The organism is Sphingobacterium sp. DR205 (genome assembly GCF_011064245.1).
Lineage (GTDB): Bacteria > Bacteroidota > Bacteroidia > Sphingobacteriales > Sphingobacteriaceae > Sphingobacterium > Sphingobacterium athyrii.
On the sequence record NZ_CP049333.1, the window covers coordinates 424,165 to 444,495 of the forward strand.

At 42.5% G+C, this 20,331-nt stretch carries 8 protein-coding genes and 2 rRNA genes; 7 read left to right on the forward strand and 3 right to left on the reverse strand.

Going from position 1 to position 20,331, the window contains the following annotated elements:
* The first annotated feature begins 174 nt into the window (after positions 1-174).
* Positions 175-3,056, forward strand: a 23S ribosomal RNA gene (locus G6053_RS01775).
* 146 nt (positions 3,057-3,202) lie between these two features.
* A 5S ribosomal RNA gene (rrf, locus tag G6053_RS01780) occupies positions 3,203-3,314 on the forward strand.
* Between the two features lie 696 nt (positions 3,315-4,010).
* On the opposite strand, the gene G6053_RS01785 is transcribed toward rrf, so the two are convergent.
* Positions 4,011-6,137, reverse strand: coding sequence for a hybrid sensor histidine kinase/response regulator (locus G6053_RS01785; RefSeq protein ID WP_165305393.1), 2,127 nt, complete (start codon positions 6,135-6,137; stop codon positions 4,011-4,013).
* A gap of 216 nt (positions 6,138-6,353) precedes the next feature.
* Between G6053_RS01785 and G6053_RS01790 the strand changes: the two genes are divergently transcribed.
* The 3 genes from G6053_RS01790 (at position 6,354) to G6053_RS01800 (ending at position 13,800) form a co-directional block, all read left to right on the forward strand.
* Positions 6,354-8,366: a beta-N-acetylhexosaminidase gene (locus G6053_RS01790; RefSeq protein WP_165305394.1), complete on the forward strand. Its 2,013-nt coding sequence runs from the start codon at positions 6,354-6,356 to the stop codon at positions 8,364-8,366.
* A gap of 351 nt (positions 8,367-8,717) precedes the next feature.
* Complete coding sequence (locus tag G6053_RS01795) at positions 8,718-12,017, forward strand: TonB-dependent receptor (protein ID WP_165305395.1); 3,300 nt, start codon at positions 8,718-8,720, stop codon at positions 12,015-12,017.
* A 13-nt stretch (positions 12,018-12,030) separates the two neighbouring features.
* Positions 12,031-13,800: a RagB/SusD family nutrient uptake outer membrane protein gene (locus G6053_RS01800; RefSeq protein ID WP_108636371.1), complete on the forward strand. Its 1,770-nt coding sequence runs from the start codon at positions 12,031-12,033 to the stop codon at positions 13,798-13,800.
* Positions 13,801-13,897: 97 nt separating this feature from the next.
* On the opposite strand, the gene G6053_RS01805 is transcribed toward G6053_RS01800, so the two are convergent.
* Both G6053_RS01805 and G6053_RS01810 read right to left on the reverse strand, forming a co-directional pair.
* A complete protein-coding gene (locus tag G6053_RS01805; protein ID WP_108636370.1) occupies positions 13,898-14,176 on the reverse strand; it encodes a DUF4342 domain-containing protein in 279 nt (92 codons plus the stop codon).
* A gap of 272 nt (positions 14,177-14,448) precedes the next feature.
* Positions 14,449-16,683: a glycoside hydrolase family 2 TIM barrel-domain containing protein gene (locus G6053_RS01810; RefSeq protein WP_165305396.1), complete on the reverse strand. Its 2,235-nt coding sequence runs from the start codon at positions 16,681-16,683 to the stop codon at positions 14,449-14,451.
* A 422-nt stretch (positions 16,684-17,105) separates the two neighbouring features.
* Between G6053_RS01810 and G6053_RS01815 the strand changes: the two genes are divergently transcribed.
* Positions 17,106-18,710: a beta-N-acetylhexosaminidase gene (locus tag G6053_RS01815; RefSeq protein WP_165305397.1), complete on the forward strand. Its 1,605-nt coding sequence runs from the start codon at positions 17,106-17,108 to the stop codon at positions 18,708-18,710.
* An 85-nt stretch (positions 18,711-18,795) separates the two neighbouring features.
* Positions 18,796-20,301, forward strand: a complete 1,506-nt coding sequence (locus G6053_RS01820; RefSeq protein WP_165305398.1) for an alpha-L-fucosidase — start codon at positions 18,796-18,798, stop codon at positions 20,299-20,301.
* Positions 20,302-20,331 lie beyond the last annotated feature (30 nt).

Below are 20,331 nucleotides of genomic sequence, written 5' to 3' on the forward strand. Positions count from 1 at the left end.
TTGACATATTGAAAGAGAAAAAAAATTACAAGAGAAGACAACAGTATAGAGACAATGCTTGTATGTGTTTGATGTAGGGAGGAGACCCTCGGTCGAAGGCCGAACGAATCTTTACGTAGCATACGGGTATATATATCAAAAGCAGCCGCATAGTGGCAAAAGGCTATGGCGGTGAAGAAAGTAAATAAGGGCACACGGGGGATGCCTAGGCTCTCAGAGGCGAAGAAGGACGTGATAAGCTGCGATAAGCTACGGGGATCGGCAAATGCGACTTGATCCGTAGATTTCCGAATGGGGCAACCTGGCTATTTGAAGAATAGCCGTATAAAACGCGAACGCGCTGAACTGAAACATCTAAGTAGGCGTAGGAGAAGAAAATAACAATGATTTCCCAAGTAGTGGCGAGCGAACGGGAAAGAGCCCAAACCGATCATGTTACGGCATGGTCGGGGTTGTAGGACCACGATATTGTACAATGCTATGAACTGGAAGCAGGTGGGAAACTGCGCGACAAGGGTGAGAGCCCCGTACAGGTAAAGAATATTGGCATAGTGGTATCCTGAGTACCGCGGGACCGGAGAAATCCTGTGGGAATCCACCAGCACCATCTGGTAAGGCTAAATACTCCTGAGAGACCGATAGTGAACCAGTACCGTGAGGGAAAGGTGAAAAGAACCCCGAACAGGGGAGTGAAAAGAACCTGAAACCGTGTGCTTACAAGCGGTTGGAGCAGAGAGATTCTGTGACAGCGTGCCTTTTGCATAATGAGCCTACGAGTTACTCTTGTCTGGCAAGGTTAAGTCCTTCAGGGACGCAGCCGAAGCGAAAGCGAGTCTTAATAGGGCGCATAGTCAGATGAGGTAGACGCGAAACCTTGTGATCTACCCTTGGGCAGGTTGAAGTTGCAGTAACATGTAATGGAGGACCGAACCGATAAACGTTGAAAAGTTTCCGGATGACCTGAGGGTAGGGGTGAAAGGCCAATCAAACTGGGAAATAGCTCGTACTCCCCGAAATGTTTTTAGGAACAGCGTCGGCATGGAGTCTGATAGAGGTAGAGCTACCGATTGGGTGCGGGGGAGTCAAATCCTACCAAATCCAGACGAACTCCGAATGCTATCAGATATGGCCGGCAGTGAGGCTTTGGGTGCTAAGGTCCAAGGCCGAGAGGGAAAGAACCCAGACCATCAGCTAAGGTCCCCAAATCCGTTCTAAGTTGAACTAACGAGGTCCGGTTGCCCAGACAGCTAGGATGTTGGCTTGGAAGCAGCCATTCATTTAAAGAGTGCGTAACAGCTCACTAGTCGAGCGGCCGGGCGTGGATAATAAACGGGCATCAAGAACGGTACCGAAGCTATGGATTTGCATTGAAAGATATGCATCTGGTAGGGGAGCATTCCATATGGGGCGAAGATACCTGGTAATGGGTGTTGGACCGTATGGAAAAGCAAATGTAGGCATAAGTAACGATAAGGCGGGTGGGAAACCCGCCCACCGAAAGACCAAGGTTTCCTGATCAACGTTAATCGGATCAGGGTCAGTCGGGACCTAAGGCGCACCCGAAGGGGGCAAGCCGATGGACAACTGGTTAATATTCCAGTACTCTTCATAACTGCGATGTGGTGACGGAGTAGTGACACTGCCGCGAACTGACGGAATAGTTCGTTGAAAGGCGTAGGTATAGGGGGTAGGCAAATCCGCCGACCCTGCTGAAACCCAATAGTACAGCAAAGCTCCGGTGGCGCTGATAGAGCAGGTAAACAGACTTCCAAGAAAACCCGCTAAGCTTCAGGTTATGAAGACCCGTACCGCAAACCGACACAGGTGGTCGAGGAGAGAATCCTAAGGTGCTCGAGTGAGTCATGGCTAAGGAACTCGGCAAAATGGCCCTGTAACTTCGGGAGAAGGGGCGCTGTCTCTGAGAAGAGCAGCCGCAGTGAAAAGGCCCAGGCGACTGTTTAACAAAAACATATGGCTTTGCAAAATCGCAAGATGAGGTATAAGGCCTGACACCTGCCCGGTGCTGGAAGGTTAAGAGGGGATGTCATCGCAAGAGAAGCATTGAATCGAAGCCCCAGTAAACGGCGGCCGTAACTATAACGGTCCTAAGGTAGCGAAATTCCTTGTCGGGTAAGTTCCGACCTGCACGAATGGTGTAACGATCTGGGCGCTGTCTCAGCCATGAGCTCGGTGAAATTGTGGTATCGGTGAAGACGCCGATTACCCGCAACGGGACGGAAAGACCCCATGCACCTTCACTATAGCTTAACATTGAGATTGGGTACAGGATGTGTAGGATAGGCGGGAGATGTTGAAGCGGCTTCGCCAGGAGTCGTGGAATCAACCTTGAAATACCGCCCTTTCTGTATCCGGTTTCTAACTCGGTATTTCCGAGGACATTGTTTGGTGGGTAGTTTGACTGGGGTGGTCGCCTCCAAAAAGGTAACGGAGGCTTTCAAAGGTAAGCTCAGTACGCTTGGTAACCGTACGTGGAGTGCAATGGCATAAGCTTGCTTGACTGTGAGACCTACAAGTCGAACAGGGTCGAAAGACGGACATAGTGATCCGGTGGTTCTGTATGGAAGGGCCATCGCTCAAAGGATAAAAGGTACGCTGGGGATAACAGGCTGATCTCCCCCAAGAGCTCATATCGACGGGGAGGTTTGGCACCTCGATGTCGGCTCGTCACATCCTGGGGCTGGAGAAGGTCCCAAGGGTTGGGCTGTTCGCCCATTAAAGTGGCACGCGAGCTGGGTTCAGAACGTCGCGAGACAGTTCGGTCCCTATCTGTTGTGGGCGTTGGAAGTTTGAGTGGATCTGACCTTAGTACGAGAGGACCGGGTTGGACAGACCTCTGGTGAACCTGTTATGCCGCCAGGTGTACGGCAGGGTAGCTACGTCTGGAATAGATAAGCGCTGAAAGCATCTAAGTGCGAAACTAGCCACGAGATGAGACTTCCTTATAGGGTCGTAGGAGATGACTACGTTGATAGGCCATAGGTGTAAAGGTTGAGAGACCAAAGCCAAGTGGTACTAATAGCCCGAAGCTTTCTCAAGCAGACAGACACTGTTGTCTTCCTCTTTAATTTTTGAAGTAATCTTTCAATATATATGTCATTTAGACGTGGACATGGATGCGTGCTATGTGGGACCTAACAGGATCTCAATACTCATATCTCATATCTCACATCTAAAAAGATCTTTAGGTGCCTATATCGGCGGTGTCTACCTCTTCCCATTCCGAACAGAGCAGTCAAGCCCGCCAGAGCCGATGGTATTGCCGTAACAGGTGGGAGAGTAGGTCGGTGCCTTTTTTTACACGGAAGCCCTTGCTGGAAACAGTCAAGGGCTTCTTTCGTTTAGATCATATCTCCTTTCCGGAAGATCTTTTATTTGCCCCCCGGTTCTTTTATCTCCCTTTGCCGATACTATGCTTCCGGCCGATGTTCTCTATGAAGAAGTGTCGGGCGTGGAAGTCCGGGGAAACCGGCCAGGAACAGGAGGCCTGGAAACCCGCTAGCTTAACATTGCTCCAAAGGACTGAGTTACGCTCAGGATCCATAACAGGTCTCGAATACATCTGGCTGTTAGGGATGCCAGTCCGATTGAAGATTACCCGACGTTAACACTGTATTGATGAAGGCTGCATCCATAAGTAGTGCAAGTGATATGGATGAAAAAACATTTTCTTCTATCTGATGTACAGGAAAAGGTGAGGAATCAAATGATTTGCACGCTATGGTTATTGCCGTTGATGATAGCCAATCAGAGAAGTGGCATAAAGCCGTAATAGGATGAAATTGGTATTTGCAAACATGCGCTCATCTGCGTGAAATATAATGGTAGGAATTTTGAAAAAAATTCAGGCCCGACTGCGGGGATATGGTGTAGGGCGCAGGTTCTGCTGTCGCCCTTTAATAGCTGATTAAGCCATTACGGCTTGATTTCTCTAAAATAGGCGATGCTTCTGTAAATTATAAGGATCATTGCACTATACCCACTAATAGGATCTATGACATAGTTGCTAAAATTTGCACAAGGGTCGACAAATTAAAAGGTTTGACCATAACCCCATCGAAATGATGCTTCTGTCCTTCAGGTGCCTGTGTGATCACCTGTGACGCGTCTGATGTCAATGCAATGACTTTACTTTTTAATCCCTGAGTAGTATTGTTTTCTTTAACTGTATTTAGTATGTCCCAACCACTCGGACCTTTCATTCTAAGGTCAGTGATCACAATGTCACTTGCATGCTTTTGCAGATAGTCTATCGCATGTTGGGGATCCTGAAAAACCTGTACATTTTTGAAATTTTGCAAGGCTTGTTTAACAAATAAATTATTGATTGCATTGTCATCAATAACCACAAAACGTAAATTTTCTGATAGATTGTCCTGTGAGGAAATTTGATTCGTGCTTTTCTTTTCATCAGTAATGGGAACGATCAACGTAAATGTTGATCCTTTTCCTTGCTTGCTTTTTACGCTTAGGGTGCCATTGAGCTGTTCAGTCATAAGCTTGGAAATATGTAATCCCAATCCAAAACTGTTTTTGGACTTCAGGTCGGACATATAATATTGCTCAAATATATGTTCTTGGTCCTTAGCGGAAATGCCTTTTCCGGTGTCTATAACTTGGATATGAAGGGTTTTCTCTGCTTCGGAGCTGATAAATGCTTTTATCTCTATTTGCCCCTTGTCGGTATACTTAATTGCATTACTCAGGAGATTGGATACAATTTGGCGCAATCGATATGCCCCGCTCTTGATTAAAATATCCCGGTCAATGTTAATATGACTGATGAGCTGAAGGCCTTTTTTATCGGCTTGGGCTCGCTGCATTTTTATCAGATTGGTAAGGAGGTTGGCCGGTGAAAAGTATTCTTCTTTAATTTCCAGCATACCTGCTTCTAATTTGCCAAGATTGAGGATATCTTCAACTGTATCGTTGATAACTTGGATGTCCTGTGTAATGGAATCCAATAGTGCTAGATTAATGCGGTTATTAGATGTATTATTTTTTAATAAGTCAATAACGCTGATCAGTGAATTGACTGGCGTCCGTACATCATGACTCACATTGGCGAGTATACCTGTTTTTTCCTTGGCTGTACGTAGTGCATAATCTCTCGCAGCGGTGATTTTACGCTCATAAATGATGGTATTGTAATGATAGGACAGAATTAAGGTCACCATAATAATCATCAGGATAATTGATGCAATGACTTGCTTCCCGAAGATGGCTGAATTTTTCTTGTACAAGGTGAAATCCTGTATTTCGGCTGCCCGTAAAGACTCATCTTCATGTGTTTTTATTTTGAGCAAGGCAGTGCTGATGGTACTAAAAAGTGCATAATTCGATTGTAGAAGCTGTCTTTCCTTAACTTGAAGTTCGGAGAAAGACCGACGAATTTTGCTGAAATCTTGTTTATAAAAGGATTCATTCTGCTCAATCAAGTTTTGGATCTGGCTGTGGATGGCTTTGATCTGATTGACATTAAATTGCTGTTCGAGTCTGTCAGCAACTAAAGTGTCATTCTTTGCTTTGAAAATCCGGGTGAAGAGTTTTTCTTTTTTTCTGACAATTGTATCTTTTTTGCTGACATTTAAGGCAGTATCTCGTAGTATTTTACTAACCACAGAATCCGCATCTATCCGGTTGCTTGTCGGACGCAACGTACGGCTGGTTTTAGTCAAAAGAGACAGGGAATCTTTTGCCAGGAATATCATGTTATCAACAGATTTCTTTATACGGGCGAATTCGTCGGAGAGATGGATGTTCTGCTCCAATGGTGTATTGGTCGAAAAGGAAATCCCCTTTTTGGAAGAGAGGGTCGAGAGAGAGTCAATATAAAAACGGAGGCTATCGAGTTTTTTCGTATAGTTTGCTAAATTTTCAGGACTGAAATCCACGGTATAGGAGCGAAACGCATTACCGGCGTCATTATAAGACGCAAAAAGCTCATAAAATAAGCTGGTTAACTGATTTTTTGAACCGTAAGCTTTATTTAGACGGGCTTCTGTTTTTTGATATTCAATATATTGATAGGTGAATATTGAGCCAATATACACCAAAGAAAGAATCAGGAAAGCAATTAAAACTGTCCTAAAAATGAATATTTTTCTATTATTTTTCACGTTGTTATTCTTTCAACCAATAAATTAATTACAGCCTCTTTGCTTTGTATGAAACTCAAATTTAAGACTTAAAAATGAAAGCCGCTGTGTAAAACTGTCAATTAATCGCTACATTTTGAAAAACTTACACAATCGTTTGATTGAAGAGGATGCACCCATAGTACAACTTTTATTTTCTATTTTACAGGTGAAAACCTAAGAACAAATTTTAATCTGATGAAAAAGATCATTATTTCAGCAATGCTGTCGTTGATTACCTGGCAGGCAAGCCATGCGCAATCTCATGTGAATATTATTCCAAAACCACAGGAAATAACTTATGGAGAAGTTGTGTTTCAATTAGATAAACAAACCACCTTAAGTTTTAAAAATTGCGGCGTTAATGATGTGGATCTATTTGTCAGACAATTGCGACAGGCAAGTCATTTTCCGATTACGCTAAAAAATCAGTCGAACAATACAATTGAGTTTGTTTTGGATAAAAAGTTGGACGTACCCAATGATGAGGGCTATCGCTTGCATGTGTCTGCCAAAAAAGTATTGGTGAGCGCAAAGACAGCAGATGGTCTTTTTAATGCTTCACAATCCCTCCGGCAGCTCTTTTCCCCAGCCATTGAGACGAGTAACGGTGCTGTTGATCAATCTATTTGGACCATCCCTGCCGTAGATATCAAAGATTATCCGCGATATCATTGGCGAGGTTATATGAAAGATGTAAGCCGTACATTTTATGATATAAAAACAATAAAGAAGTATCTGGATGTAATGGCTCTGTACAAAATGAATGTCTTTCACTGGCATCTCACAGACGATCAGGGCTGGCGTATTGAAATAAAGAAATATCCGAAGTTAACCGCGGAGAATGCGACTGTCTTCCATCGTACCGAAAAGCAGCCTGCGGAAAGGAGCGGTTTTTACACTCAGGAGGAAATAAAGGAAGTCGTGCAATATGCCAAGGCACGTAATATTACAATCGTTCCTGAAATTGATGTACCCGGGCACTCCTGGCCAACAATATTAGCCTATCCGGAATTGGGTGTGAACAAGAATTCTTATCCAAATCATATCTTTCCTTTTGTATCCTCCTGGGGCTATTGGGGCAATCAATTTACACCCAATACACTGGATCCGACAAAAGAGGCGACCTACCAATTTTTGGATGATGTGTTTACGGAGATTGCCGGCCTATTCCCGGGCAACTACATTCATTTCGGTGGAGATGAGGTCCGTCACGATCTTTGGGAAAAAGAACTTCATGTAAGGGATTTCATGAAACAGCACCAGATCGCGGATGTCAAAGCACTGCAAAGCTATTTTGTACAACGCGTATCGGCTATTATTGTTCAAAAAGGAAAGCAGCCTATTGGATGGAACGATATCTTAGCAGACGCCAAGAACCTTCCCAAAAATACAGCTATTATGAGCTGGCTTGGTGAGGAAGCGATAAAGGAGGCGACCAAAGATGGATTTAAGGCTGTGGCAACACCTGCCTCCCATTTGTATTTTGATATTACACAGGCAGACCGGAATGACGGTACAATGACCGACCTAGCCTATCCCCAGGTTAATTCCCTAAAAAGAGTATATGATTTTGACCCGTCAAACGGACTGACGCCGGCAGAAGATCAATTGGTGCTGGGGGTACAGGGAAATATGTGGTCAGCCATCGCTCAGGACATCAAGGATATGAACGTACAGAATTTTCCGCGGTTACTTGCTGTTGCTGAAATCGGCTGGGCTTCCAAGTCAAAAAAAGATTATGCGGAATTTTGTCGTAGACTGGATGCAAATCTGCCGCGTTTAGATGCTATGCGGATTGACTATTACCATACCGGCGGTTATATTGCCGGTACTTGGTCAAATCAGGATATCCAGGAGGCGTATACGACGATTAGCTTTGATGTGACCAAAAAGATCTATGATAACGGCAGGGCACAAGCTGGTTTTTTCTTTGTGGACGGTAAGAACTTTTTGGAGATTGATGGTGTCCAATTGCTACAGGATGGCCGTATTGTCGATGAGGATGACCATCATGCGCTTGCGGATAAGTTTAGAGGGACAAATAAAATTAAACCTTTTTATTACAATTTTACTGTTAAAGGCTATGATCCAAATGCAAAATACGAAATTAAAGCACGGGTAAGGGGTGCTGGTGGTGTAGATTCGAAAGGAAATTTCACGTTTAATCTGTCGCCGGGTATACCTTTCAACAAAATTGAGAAAAAATAATACGATCTATTTCTCCATTGGATAAAAAGCAGCGGCCTTGGTCGCTGCTTTTTTATTGCTGGTCGCACGAGCTCTTCTGTTGTATGGAAAGATAATCTTTTTTTTGAATTTGAGTCTAAACATTGGGTTTTTAGGTGGTGGATAGTGATTTATTTTAATAATTTCTGTGTGAAACATAAAAAATAGCTTTGTTTTTAACTTGTTTTGTTGAATTTTATTTTTGTTTTTAAAATCTTTTGTTTAATTTCCTGTAATAACGTATGATCTTTTGTTATTTTTTCACAAAAGACCTGACACCAATAAACCTTTAGTAATTGTTTGTAAACTATTATCTAAACCTCCATCTTAATTATGAAAAAGAATTATCTTTTTTGCCGAAATGTCAGACCATTAAGTCTCCTAGGGCTTGGTCTTTTGTGCTCGTCCCCCACTTTGTTTGCGAGCAACCTGAAATCGAACTATTTTCATGTCGATCAACAGCAAATTTCAGGGAATGTAAAAAATGAGAAAGGCGATCCACTCGCAGGTGCTACCATTACCGTAAAGGGCAGTACGGTACAAGCTTCGACGGATGCTAACGGTAACTTTTCTATTCGCGCCAAACAGGGCGATTTTTTGGTCATCAACTATCAGGGCTACACACGACAGGAAGTCGCAGTAGGTAGTGGAGCTATTGCCGTAACGATGGTGAGCAACGCAGAGTCATTGGAAGAAGTGGTTATCGTAGGCTATGGTAAGCAAAAAAAAGGGAATTTAACCGGGGCTGTGGCCGCTGTAAATTCTGAACAACTGAAAAACATTTCCCCATCCAATCTGTCCAATACATTAGCGGGAAGGGCTGCCGGCGTGAATGTGACCAATACCTCAGGAATGGCTGGAGCTTCCTCTTCGCTGCGTATCCGTGGAGCCGCTGTCGAACCTTTGTATGTTATTGATGGTGTGGTGCGTGATAAAGCTGCCTTTGATGCCTTGGAAGCCAATGAAGTAGATCAGATGAGTTTCTTGAAAGATGCCGGAACTGCCGCCGTCTATGGTACGAGAGCAGGTAATGGTGTTGTATTGGTGACAACCAAAAAAGGGACAGCCCAGGCACCGGTGTTCAATGTGCAAAGTAATTATTCCTTTAGTTCTCCCACGCAGACCTTATTGGCCAACCTGACCACCGCCACAGATGAATTAACTTACCAGAATCGAGTTTCCCAATTCCGCTGGGAACAAGGGAAAAAAACAGAACCTTGGGTCGCACCCAATGGGCAACGTGAATTTGATTATTTTAAAGATAAGAATTACAATGCCAACGATGTGATCTGGCGAAACCCTTTTAGCCACCGACAATCTATTGCGGTGAACGGTGGGGGGGACAAGATTACCTACTATGCCTTATTGAGCTATCGGAAAGAAAACGGATCTTATAAATCGCTGGATCACGAAAAATTTAATCTCCGCAGCAATATTTCGGCGAAGATCAGTGACGCATTTAGTATGGATTTTAATATCTCGGCCAATCAGACGAATTCCAATAGGTTCTTCTGGCCATTTAGTACATCCGCCAGTGATGATGATTTCGATGTTTCGGATTTTTACCGCGTTACTTTCAACTGGCCAAAGATGTATCCCTTTTATCTGACCGCGGATGGGACACCGAGCAATACTCCAACGGCTTATCCGGTGCAGACACCGATGGGAAGCTGGCAGGCCTGGAATGTGATTGACCAGGTGATTGGCGATCGGTATATCGATCGTAAGGTGCGTCAGGTAAATCCGATTATGACACTAAATTTGAAATTGGATAAACTGTTGGAAGGACTTTCAACAAAATTGGTAGGAAGTTATGTGGCAGAGGATTATATGCGCAAGCGCTATATGAGTTTCCAAAAGAACTATACATTCACCTCCCTGAACCCGAATGGAAACCGTTTTATACCTGCACCGCCCTCAGAAGATAGGACCAACGTATTTACTTTCAGTCAGGCACAACCTTTTATGGACTACAATCCACAGCGAAAATGGCAATACCAGGTGGATTGGTTTTTAAACTATAACCGCAAGTTTGGGAAACATACGGTAGATGGCTTGGTCGTTTATGAGCAGTTTAAATCAGGGAATACTAACATTACATCGCGTGCCGAAAATCCAATTATTCCGTTGGACCAAATGTATATCTATCCGACCGACAGGAGCATGCGATCGACAGACGCTTTTGAATTGATGGATGCAAGACGCGGAGTAATCGGTCGGGCGAACTATAATTATGCGGATAAGTATATTGCGGAATTCTCTTTTCGTTATGATGGCTCACCTTTGTTTCCAAATGACAAGCGCTGGGGATTTTTTCCGTCCATGTCTCTGGGCTGGCGCATCTCGGACGAAAATTTCTTTTCGTCCATCAAAAATACAGTCAGCGACCTAAAATTGAGAGCATCGTATGGAAGTTCGGGCAACTTTGTGGATGTGGAAGGTTATTCGATATTGCCTTATTCCTACATGGAAAAATATAGTTCGATCATCACTTCACGCACAGGAACCCGAACTCCGGTACCCGGATATATTTTTGGTGATAGTTATTATACCGGAATAACCTATCTGGATAATCCGACAACAAATCTGACCTGGACAAAATCAAAGAGCTATAACGTAGGGATAGATTTTGGTTTTGTTCAGAATAAACTAACGGGTAGCTTGGATGGATTTATCCGGAAGGAAACCGATATCCTTGGAACGAGAGGGATAAAGGTGCCGGATAATTATGGACGTGCGCTGGCACCGGAAAACTATGCTGCCCGAAGCTTTCGGGGAGGAGAGATTTCATTCAATTGGAGCGACCGGATCGGGGAAGTTTCTTATGGTCTGAATGCGAATATGGGATATGCGAAAGACCGTTGGGATATTTTTGATGAAGAGCCGTCTTATGCAGTAGGTGGAAAGCAAAATTTCTTATCGAAAGTGGGACGTCCTGAAAATCGCATTGTTGGTTTAGAAGCTTCGGGATTGGTTCGTACGCAAGCCGAAGCGGATGCCCTAAAAGGAAAAGGCTTTAAAACCTATGGACGTGATCCTTATCCTGGGATGATTCTGTATAAAGATATCCGTGGACAGAACTATGCAGATCAGCCTGATGGCATTATTGATGACAATGATATGCAGCTGCTTTCGGAGAACAATACGCCCCGCATTAACTACGGATTTGGATTTAATGCCAGCTGGAAAGGTTTCTATGTCTCGGCCTTATTTCAGGGGGTTTTGGCTTATGATCGTGTAATCAGTAATCAGGAAGGGGCAGGCATGCGCCAACATGGGGATACCTTTAGGCCTTATTACCCGATCTGGACTTCAGATGTCTGGACACCTGAAAACACGGATGCCAAATACCCGCGTCCTGTGGGTTATAACTGGCAGGAATCTGGGGCGGCTTCTTCAACATTCTGGATCCGCAATGGAGCTTATATGCGATTGCGGGATTTAAATATTTCGTATACGCTGCCACAGGCTATGATGGAAAAAATCAAAATGAAAAGTGTCAACGTATTCTTAAATGGTACCAATCTATTTGTTTTCTCACCAATGAAGGAATTTCATGATCCAGAACAGAAAATGTACGATTCTTATCCCGTGATGAAAACATTCACCTTGGGCCTAGATGTTAAATTTTAATTGATTTTTAAAGATGAAAAAGATATTTTATCCCTTAGTTGCTCTGTTGTTGACAACGGCTTCTTGTAAAAATGTGCTGGATATTGAGGATCTCAATTCGGTGAACGAAGATAAGGTGTGGAATGACCCCAATCTCGTCAATGCCTATCTGGCTAATTTATATACCTTATTCGGCAACTGGAACAGCGGCGCTGATAATAACTCACAACAGCTGGCCGGAATTAACTTCCCCCTGAATGCTGTTACCGTTAATAATAGCGCTTATAAAGCATGGGATTATACAACCATGCGCAAGATCAACACCGCTATCCAGAAAGTGTCCGAAAGTACCGGATTAAATGAAGCTACCAAGAAATCCATTTTAGGTCAGGCACTTTTCATGCGTGCTTACATGTATTTCAATATGGTCAAGTATCATGGAGGAGTACCTTACATCACAAAACCACAGGATCTAGAAAACGATGAACTGAAGGTTCCGCGCAACAGTACCAAAGAATGCTTTGATTTAATGATAAAAGATCTGGATGAAGCGATGACCTATCTGCCCATGACAATTGGAAAGGGAGCTGCAGATTATGGACGTATTGATGGTAATTTCGCCCTGGCCTTTAAAGCTAAAGTATTGTTGTATAAAGCGTCGCCGCAATTTAATCCTTCCAATCCTTATGGGAATGCCTATTGGGTAGAGGCAAATGCGGTGAATAAAAAAGCTTATGAGCAGCTAAAGGCACAGGGCTATAGCCTGACTGCTGATTATGGCAATATTACATTGGTGGAAAAGGGGCCTGAAGTCGTCTTTGCTGTCATAAACTCCTATCCCAACAAAGTTGCTAACTGGGATAATGGGGTGCGACCTGGCTCCGAAAGCCGGGGGACTGCCAGTGCTGTACCAACCTGGGATTTTGTAAAAGAATTTCCGATGAAAGATGGTAAACTATATACGGATCCAACCAGTAAATATCATAAAACAGATGAGCAGTTCTTGCAAAGCTATTGGGAGAATCGTGACCCTCGTTTTGACAAATCTATTGTTTGGAATGGAAAAATTTATGAGGTTTCTGGTAAAACCGGCAAAAGACAATATACGTCATTAGGTATTGCGGATGCGCTGGACAATTTTGGTGAAAATCCAAAAGCCGGCACAACTTCTTCGAACAGAGATCGCTATACAGGTTTTTTTATTCTAAAAAACTCAAAACTCTCTTTACGGCAAACGCAGGTAGAAACCCAGTATGATGTGGATTTTGTGCTGATGCGCTACGCAGAGGTGCTATTGAATTATGCTGAAACAGCAAATGAGACGGGTGATCTCGCTACAGCAATGTCGCTTTTAAAGCAGATCCGAATGCGTGCTGGCATCGAAGCCGGAACAGATAATAATTATGGTATTACTGCCGGTAATAAGGCAGACATGCGGGAGGCTATACTAGCAGAACGGAATATCGAATTCTGCTTTGAAGGCCATCGTTTTTGGGATTTACGCAGATTGCGCAAGCTTGCGGTACTGAACAATAAAACCAAACAGGGTGTGGAAGCAATCGCAATAAATACAAATGGAACGGATATGGATCTAAAAGCGGCGGCAGATCTGGCCAAAACTTATCAACTGAAAGAAAATCAGTTTAAGTATACCATATTACAGGTCCCTAGTACCGGAAATAAAATCAATCTGGTGCCCGATACATACTATTTCTTTCCGATCGCACAATCGGTGATCGACAAGAATCCGAATATCAAGCAAAATAAAGATTGGGGCGGAGAATTTAATCCGACGTTGGAATAATGTATTTTCAGGTCTTTATGTAAGATATACCTAAAGGTAGGACGGGATGCTTAGCAATAAGCATCCCGTCCGTGTTAAAAGTTATGTCAAGTACAGTTTATTTTAATTCAATCATTTTTTGTTTTTCTTCTTCCTGTTTATCTTCTTGCAAGATGGCTAGTTGAAGGCTGCAAACCAAAGTGAGGATAATAAGAACCACAAAAGCTACGGGTAAGAAAATTCCAATGATCACTGCCAGCAGTAATGATATGTTTAGATATTCCTGTCCATTTTTAGAAGAAACCTTTAAGCGTGAACTTTTAAATGAGTCAAAAAGATCTTGAAAAGCTTTTGTGATCGTTTTGCTGTTGATGCTGAATGTTGTTTTAGTTGCCATGATGTTTATTTTTTAATGTTTTTATTTCTTATTTGATACCTCAAAGGTAGCGGAGATTTGCTATAGGAGGGAGAGCCATTAGGCTAATCAGGAGAGAATCTCGGTAAACAGTTGTCTTATGTCGGTCAGTGGTCGTTGGGTTATTCTGTACTGAGAAGCCAGACAAACGTGGATTCAAAATGATGATATGATAAATCTAAAATTATTTTACATAAAAAAGCACCACTCGTCAAGGGGCGAGTGGTGCTTTTTCAGTTTATTTAAACTCCGTATCAAAGGCCTACGTGCTCGCTTTTTGATTTGGTTGGTCCCGATGCATCTTGTTTGTACGATGGGTCATAATTCCAATGAATGCTATCTGTCAATACCTTTCCGTCTTTTTGCGTTAGCTGAGCTTGTATCGTGTTCGCTCCCTTCCTAAGTTTGACATTGTCAAAGATGTAGTGTACATCTGTTTGCCCTTTTCTAACGCCTTTGATAACAGTTCCGTTAACGGTTAAAGTTGGTTCACCTCTATTGGAATAAATGGTTACAGGGGTGATTTCATTGCCACGATTGATCATACGGCGTTGGGTAATATACAATACCGGTTCTTTGCTCCAGTTGGCTTTGTACCAATAAAAGCCATCTTTTTTCAGTTTTCTGTCAAAGGAAACCAAGCCTTTGTAATTTCTGGGATTGACGTTCAATGCTGTAATTGGTGTAGCAAAATCAAAGGTATTCCAAACGTACGATCCAAGGAAAATAGGATTTTTGGAGATGACACCCCAATGGACTTCATGGAATTTTGTTGCATATTCCTCCGGAAAGAATGATGGATTGCTCCATTGATTTCCGAAATTGCCTACTTTTTCCGCCTGATCATCAGGAACTGCTTCGGCACCGTATTCAGAAAAGATGATTTTATAGTCTTTGAACTCTTTACTTATCCGTTGCGCCCATGCGGCTACATCGTCATCTTTATCGGATTTGTCCTCCAGTTCACCATTATACCAGCCGAAATAATGGTTAATTCCCTGTACATCTGCATTGTTGTTAACCGGATGGTCAATTACATTGTACCCGCTTACGGACACGGTGTAACGATCTGGGTCTTCGGATTTAGCGAGATCATTTAGTTTGGTCGTGAGTTCTACCGTGTAGGCGGATGGCGAGTAAACTTCGTTGTGCATCCCCCAGATATAGATGGAAGGGTGGTTGAAATTTTGTCGAATTAATTCTTTCAACTGTTGTTGGGCGTTGTTGTCTTCGTATGTTGTCACACGATTCACAAATGGGATCTCGGCCCAGATAACAAGCCCGATACTATCGCATTTGGAATAGAAATATGCTGACTGCTGATAGTGTGCCAGACGGATGGAAGTGGCACCCATCTCTTTGATGATCGCTAGATCTTCGTCGTGGTCGGCGTTGCTTAGGGCTGAGCCTTTGCCCCAACGATCCTGATGTCGACATACCCCATATAAGGGATACTTGATATCATTTAAAAAGAAACCTTGGCCAGTACGTAATTCAAATTTGCGGATGCCTAAAGGTGTCGTTACCTCGTCAATGACCTGACCATCTTTTTTGATCTGTGTCACAGCCTTGTAGAGGTAGGGATCGTCCAGTCCTTGCCATAAATGTGGGTTTTTGATCACAATTTGTTGTGATAAGACCTGACGGCCCTGTGGCGGCAATGTATACGCAGTTTGTTGTTTTGCTTTTATGGTTCCATCTTTTTCAAAAATGGTTGTTAGCAATTCGATCGGTTGTGTTTTTCCGGATTTGTTGTCAATTTTTATTTTTAATGCTATATCCGCGGTCTTTTTTGAAACATTTTGCTGCGTGATATAGATACCTTGGGAGGCAAAGTCATTCACAGCAACATGAATGTCATCGGTGACTATAAGTTCGACAGGACGATAAATGCCGCCGTACATCGGGAATAGGGTGTGGTTTACGGGAATAACCTGTGGACTGGCTTCGTTGTTAACCTTGACCAACAGCTCGTTTTCCACTCCCAATTGAAGCATATTGGTTAATTCGAAGACAAAAGCGGAATAGCCGCCCTGATGTCTGCCGACAAAACTGTAGTTGCCATTTCGTTGCGAGTTATCGTAAGTAACATCATTTTTTCCTGTTTTGGCAGAAAGGGGTTTATTATTTAAGTAAACTTCGGTATTGGTGTTCACTCCTTCAAATCGGATAAAAACACGTTTACCTTTCCAATCTATATCGGGGACAAATGTTTTGCGGTAATAGGCATCTCCGGTATAAAAACGTTCGTTTTTTCCAAGGCTGCCCGGTTTGATCTCTGCTGTCTGCATGTCTGACGCATTCCAGGTATGTGGTAGGGTAACCAATTGCCACTTCCCGTCAAATGTCTGGTTATAATCTAATGCTGAGGTAGAAAATGGACCTTTTTTAAACGACCAGTTTGCGTTGAACGGAACGACTATTCTAGCTTGTAGATTCAGAATAGTTATCCCAATAAAGAAAAGCGTATAAAAAATCCTTTTAATCATATGGTTTTTAACTTAGGGTATTTGTTTCGTTTTCAAATATAACCAACAAAAAGACAATGCCTAATTCGCTTCTTTTTTGAAAAACGATTAAATGAAAATATATTTATTTTATGTAATTTATCTTTCACTTTACGTGTTATTTATTTCTTTATTGTCCTGTTTGTAGGATGTACACTATAACGTTTTCGAGAGTTGCGCAAACGATTGACTGGATTTGACCTTGGACAATAACTTAATAATTTATTTACAATTGTATTGTATAGTGTGATACTGGGACCAATTAAAACTGTGAATATTTGATGGAGTTTAAATAGGTACGTGAGGCGGATGTCAATAAAGGGTGATTTTTTGAAATTAATAGCCCAATGCTAATATTTAAAGTAATTTTAACAGTCTAAACTGAGTGAAATCTTAATTATCAGATGAAATATAAATTAATACCTGTACTTTGTGCTATATGCTTGCTTGTTCAGGAGGCAATTGCCCAAATTGCCATTATTCCGCATCCTCTGAAATATGAGTTAGGAAAGGAAAAGTTAATACTGAGAGATCAAATTGGGGTAGTTGGGGATGTTGTATTTGAATCTTCTCTGGGTTATCTCAGAAAATTAATGCTGAGCCGTTTTGGGATTTCAACCTACACTTCTCCTGAGAGGGACGCTAAAATTATTGTGAAGCATGATAGCAAATTGGAAAACGAAACGTATCGCCTTAGGATCAATCAGACACATATTGAGGTTAGCGCATCTGGCCATCCGGGCTTTGTCAATGCGTTGTCTAGTTTAGATCAACTGCTTGCTATTGCCGAAAGAAAAAATGGAACGTTTATTTTGCCTACTGTTGAAATCGAAGACAAACCGCAATTTGCCTGGAGGGGGTTTATGCTGGATGAATCACGTCATTTTTTCGGTAAAGAGAAGGTTAAATCTTTATTGGATTGGATGGCTTTTTACAAGTTGAATAAATTCCATTGGCATTTGACAGATGAACCGGCATGGCGGCTCAGTATACAAAAATATCCCTGGTTAACCCAAGTTGGGGGAATAGGCAACTATCTTGATCCTTACGCTCCGGTACAGTATTATAGTCAGGCTGATATCAGTGAGATCATTGGTTACGCTGCTGAACGAAATATTGAGGTCATTCCTGAAATTGATATGCCGGGGCACGCTACAGCCGCAAACCGGGCTTATCCTTTTCTCACTGGTGGAGGCAACGAAAAGCACCCCGATTTCACTTTCCACCCTGCCAAGAATACAACATATACATTTTTGACAGGTGTTTTGCGTGAAGTGAAATCGCTGTTTCCTTCTGTCTATATTCATTTGGGAGGAGATGAGGTCGCCTTTGGCAGCGATGCCTGGGATAATGACGCCAAAGTTGAGGAATTGAAAAAGACAATAGCTCTAAAGTCCAACAAAGAAGTTGAAGAGTATTTTATTCGTCGTATGGCTGATTCTGTGGCTAGGATAAACGGAAAGATTATTGTTTGGGACGAAATGGTGGACGCAAAGCTGGCTAAGGATCAGACGGTCATGATGTGGTGGCGTCATGATAAACCTGAGCAGCTGAACAAAATTTTGGATAAAGGCTATCAGACTATATTAACTCCTAGACTGCCAATGTATTTTGATTTTGTACAACAAGAGAATCATAAGCACGGTCGTAAATGGGGCAAAGGCTTTAATTCTTTGCAGAATGTGTACAATTTTGCCGGAAGCCAACTGGATAGTTTGGGTAAACGGAAAAAACAGGTCTTGGGTATTCAGGCTAATCTTTGGACAGAGACAGTGACCAATGTCAATCGCCTGGATTATCTTGTGTTTCCGAGAATAGCGGCACTTGCGGAGGCGGCTTGGGTGCCCGGAGCAAACCGTAATTTTGATGAATTTACACGAAAATTAGAAAGGCATTTGTCCTTGTACCGCGATCAGGGACTGTATTACTTTGATCCCTTTGAGGACAGTAACCCAGAGCCTGCGGTAATTAAGAAATCACAAAAGCAATATATAGATAATCCAAAGTGATCGTCGGATGGGCAACATAAATCCAGTTAATAAACACCGATTCAATCTTTCGTTGGGAGGAGTCGATTTTTAAAGAAATGATAAGATGAAATATAATAAATTAATCACAGCATTGATTCTCGGCAACATATTGCTAGGGATAAAAACTACTTCAGCACAGTGGACTGGTCCTCGTAAGAAAGTAGAAAACAAAGTAGACGTAAAATACGGACCTTTGACGCCCGCACATCGGACAGATGAGGCCATGGAACGGTTCCGAAACTATGGATTAGGACAATTTATCCATTGGGGCTTGTATGCGATTCCAGGTAATGAATGGGAAGGAGTAAGCGCACGGAAGGGAGCGGCGGCATCCGAATGGATACGCACCTGGAGTGGGCCAACAGCACCGAAAGATTGGAAAAATACTTATGATAACCTCTATAAACAGTTTAATCCTACAGGTTTTGACGCAAAAAACTGGGCTAAGCAGGCAAAAGAAATGGGTGTGAAGTATCTTATTTTTACAACAAAACATCATGATGGATTTGCGCTATGGCCATCTAAGTATACAGATTATACTATCAAGAAAAGCCCTTATAAGAAAGATATCGTCAAGCAGGTCGTAGATGCTTATACAGCAGAAGGAATAGATGTGTTTTTGTATTTTTCAATTCTAGAATGGAATAATTCAAACTATATGGGGAAAGCTCCTGTTACTCCTGAAGAAAAGGTTAAATTCAATAAATTCCTAGAATATACGCGTAATCAGTTGTTGGAACTTCTACAAAACTACCCACAGATAAAAGGTTTTTGGTTTGATGGTACCTGGGATCAATCTTGGATCCAAGCCTATGATTTTACGTATAAATTAGAGCAGGAACTACGTGAAAAACATCCGGGATTGATAATCGGAAGCAGATTTAGAAATGACGAATTTGGAAAACGGCATTTCGACTCCAACGGTGAAATGTTAGGTGATTATGAACAAGGTTGGGAACGAAAAATGCCGAAGGAATTTGAATGGCTGGAGGGACGTGACTGGGACTGTGTCATGACGATTCCTCCGAATGGTTGGGGTTATATGAAAGACTGGTCGGGAATTTATACGAAGACCTCAGAAGATCTGATCGATATGTTGATGAATTGTGTTTCCATGAATGGTAATTTTGTGTTGAACTTTGGCCCTGACGGAAATGGACGGATGCATCCCGGAGAGGATAAATTGGCAAAAGAGATCGGCGATTGGATCAAGATAAACGGAGAAGCCGTGTATGGTGTCAGACATGCGGGGCTTGCGCCATCCAAGTTGGGGTATTTCACGAAAAAGGCCGACAACCTCTACCTTACTGTGTTTAACCGCCCTGTCAACAATATTGTACGTATTGCTGTTCCCAAGAACGCCGCGGAGGTTCCGGTGGAAGCTGTATTGTTGCAAGATGGTCAATCTTTGGATCTTAAACGTTCCGACATTGGGTTGGATCTTGACAAGAATACCTACTATGATGTTGTTCTTCCGGGGACATTTCGTGCAGATAAAGCTTTCGTTGTAAAAATGAAACTGGGTAAACCAAAATCGCAAAGTGATAAATTAATGGATGCAAAGATGTAATTTCCTGCATTAGGTTGGAAATTTTACAAT

What these genes read in the sequence shown, in the direction of transcription:
- G6053_RS01790 (WP_165305394.1), top strand. Translation starts at nt 6,354, where the DNA reads ATGAAAAAGATCATTATTTCAGCAATGCTGTCGTTGATTACCTGGCAG.
- G6053_RS01795 (WP_165305395.1), top strand. Translation starts at nt 8,718, where the DNA reads ATGAAAAAGAATTATCTTTTTTGCCGAAATGTCAGACCATTAAGTCTC.
- G6053_RS01800 (WP_108636371.1), top strand. Translation starts at nt 12,031, where the DNA reads ATGAAAAAGATATTTTATCCCTTAGTTGCTCTGTTGTTGACAACGGCT.
- G6053_RS01805 (WP_108636370.1), bottom strand. Translation starts at nt 14,176, where the DNA reads ATGGCAACTAAAACAACATTCAGCATCAACAGCAAAACGATCACAAAA.
- G6053_RS01810 (WP_165305396.1), bottom strand. Translation starts at nt 16,683, where the DNA reads ATGATTAAAAGGATTTTTTATACGCTTTTCTTTATTGGGATAACTATT.
- G6053_RS01815 (WP_165305397.1), top strand. Translation starts at nt 17,106, where the DNA reads ATGAAATATAAATTAATACCTGTACTTTGTGCTATATGCTTGCTTGTT.
- G6053_RS01820 (WP_165305398.1), top strand. Translation starts at nt 18,796, where the DNA reads ATGAAATATAATAAATTAATCACAGCATTGATTCTCGGCAACATATTG.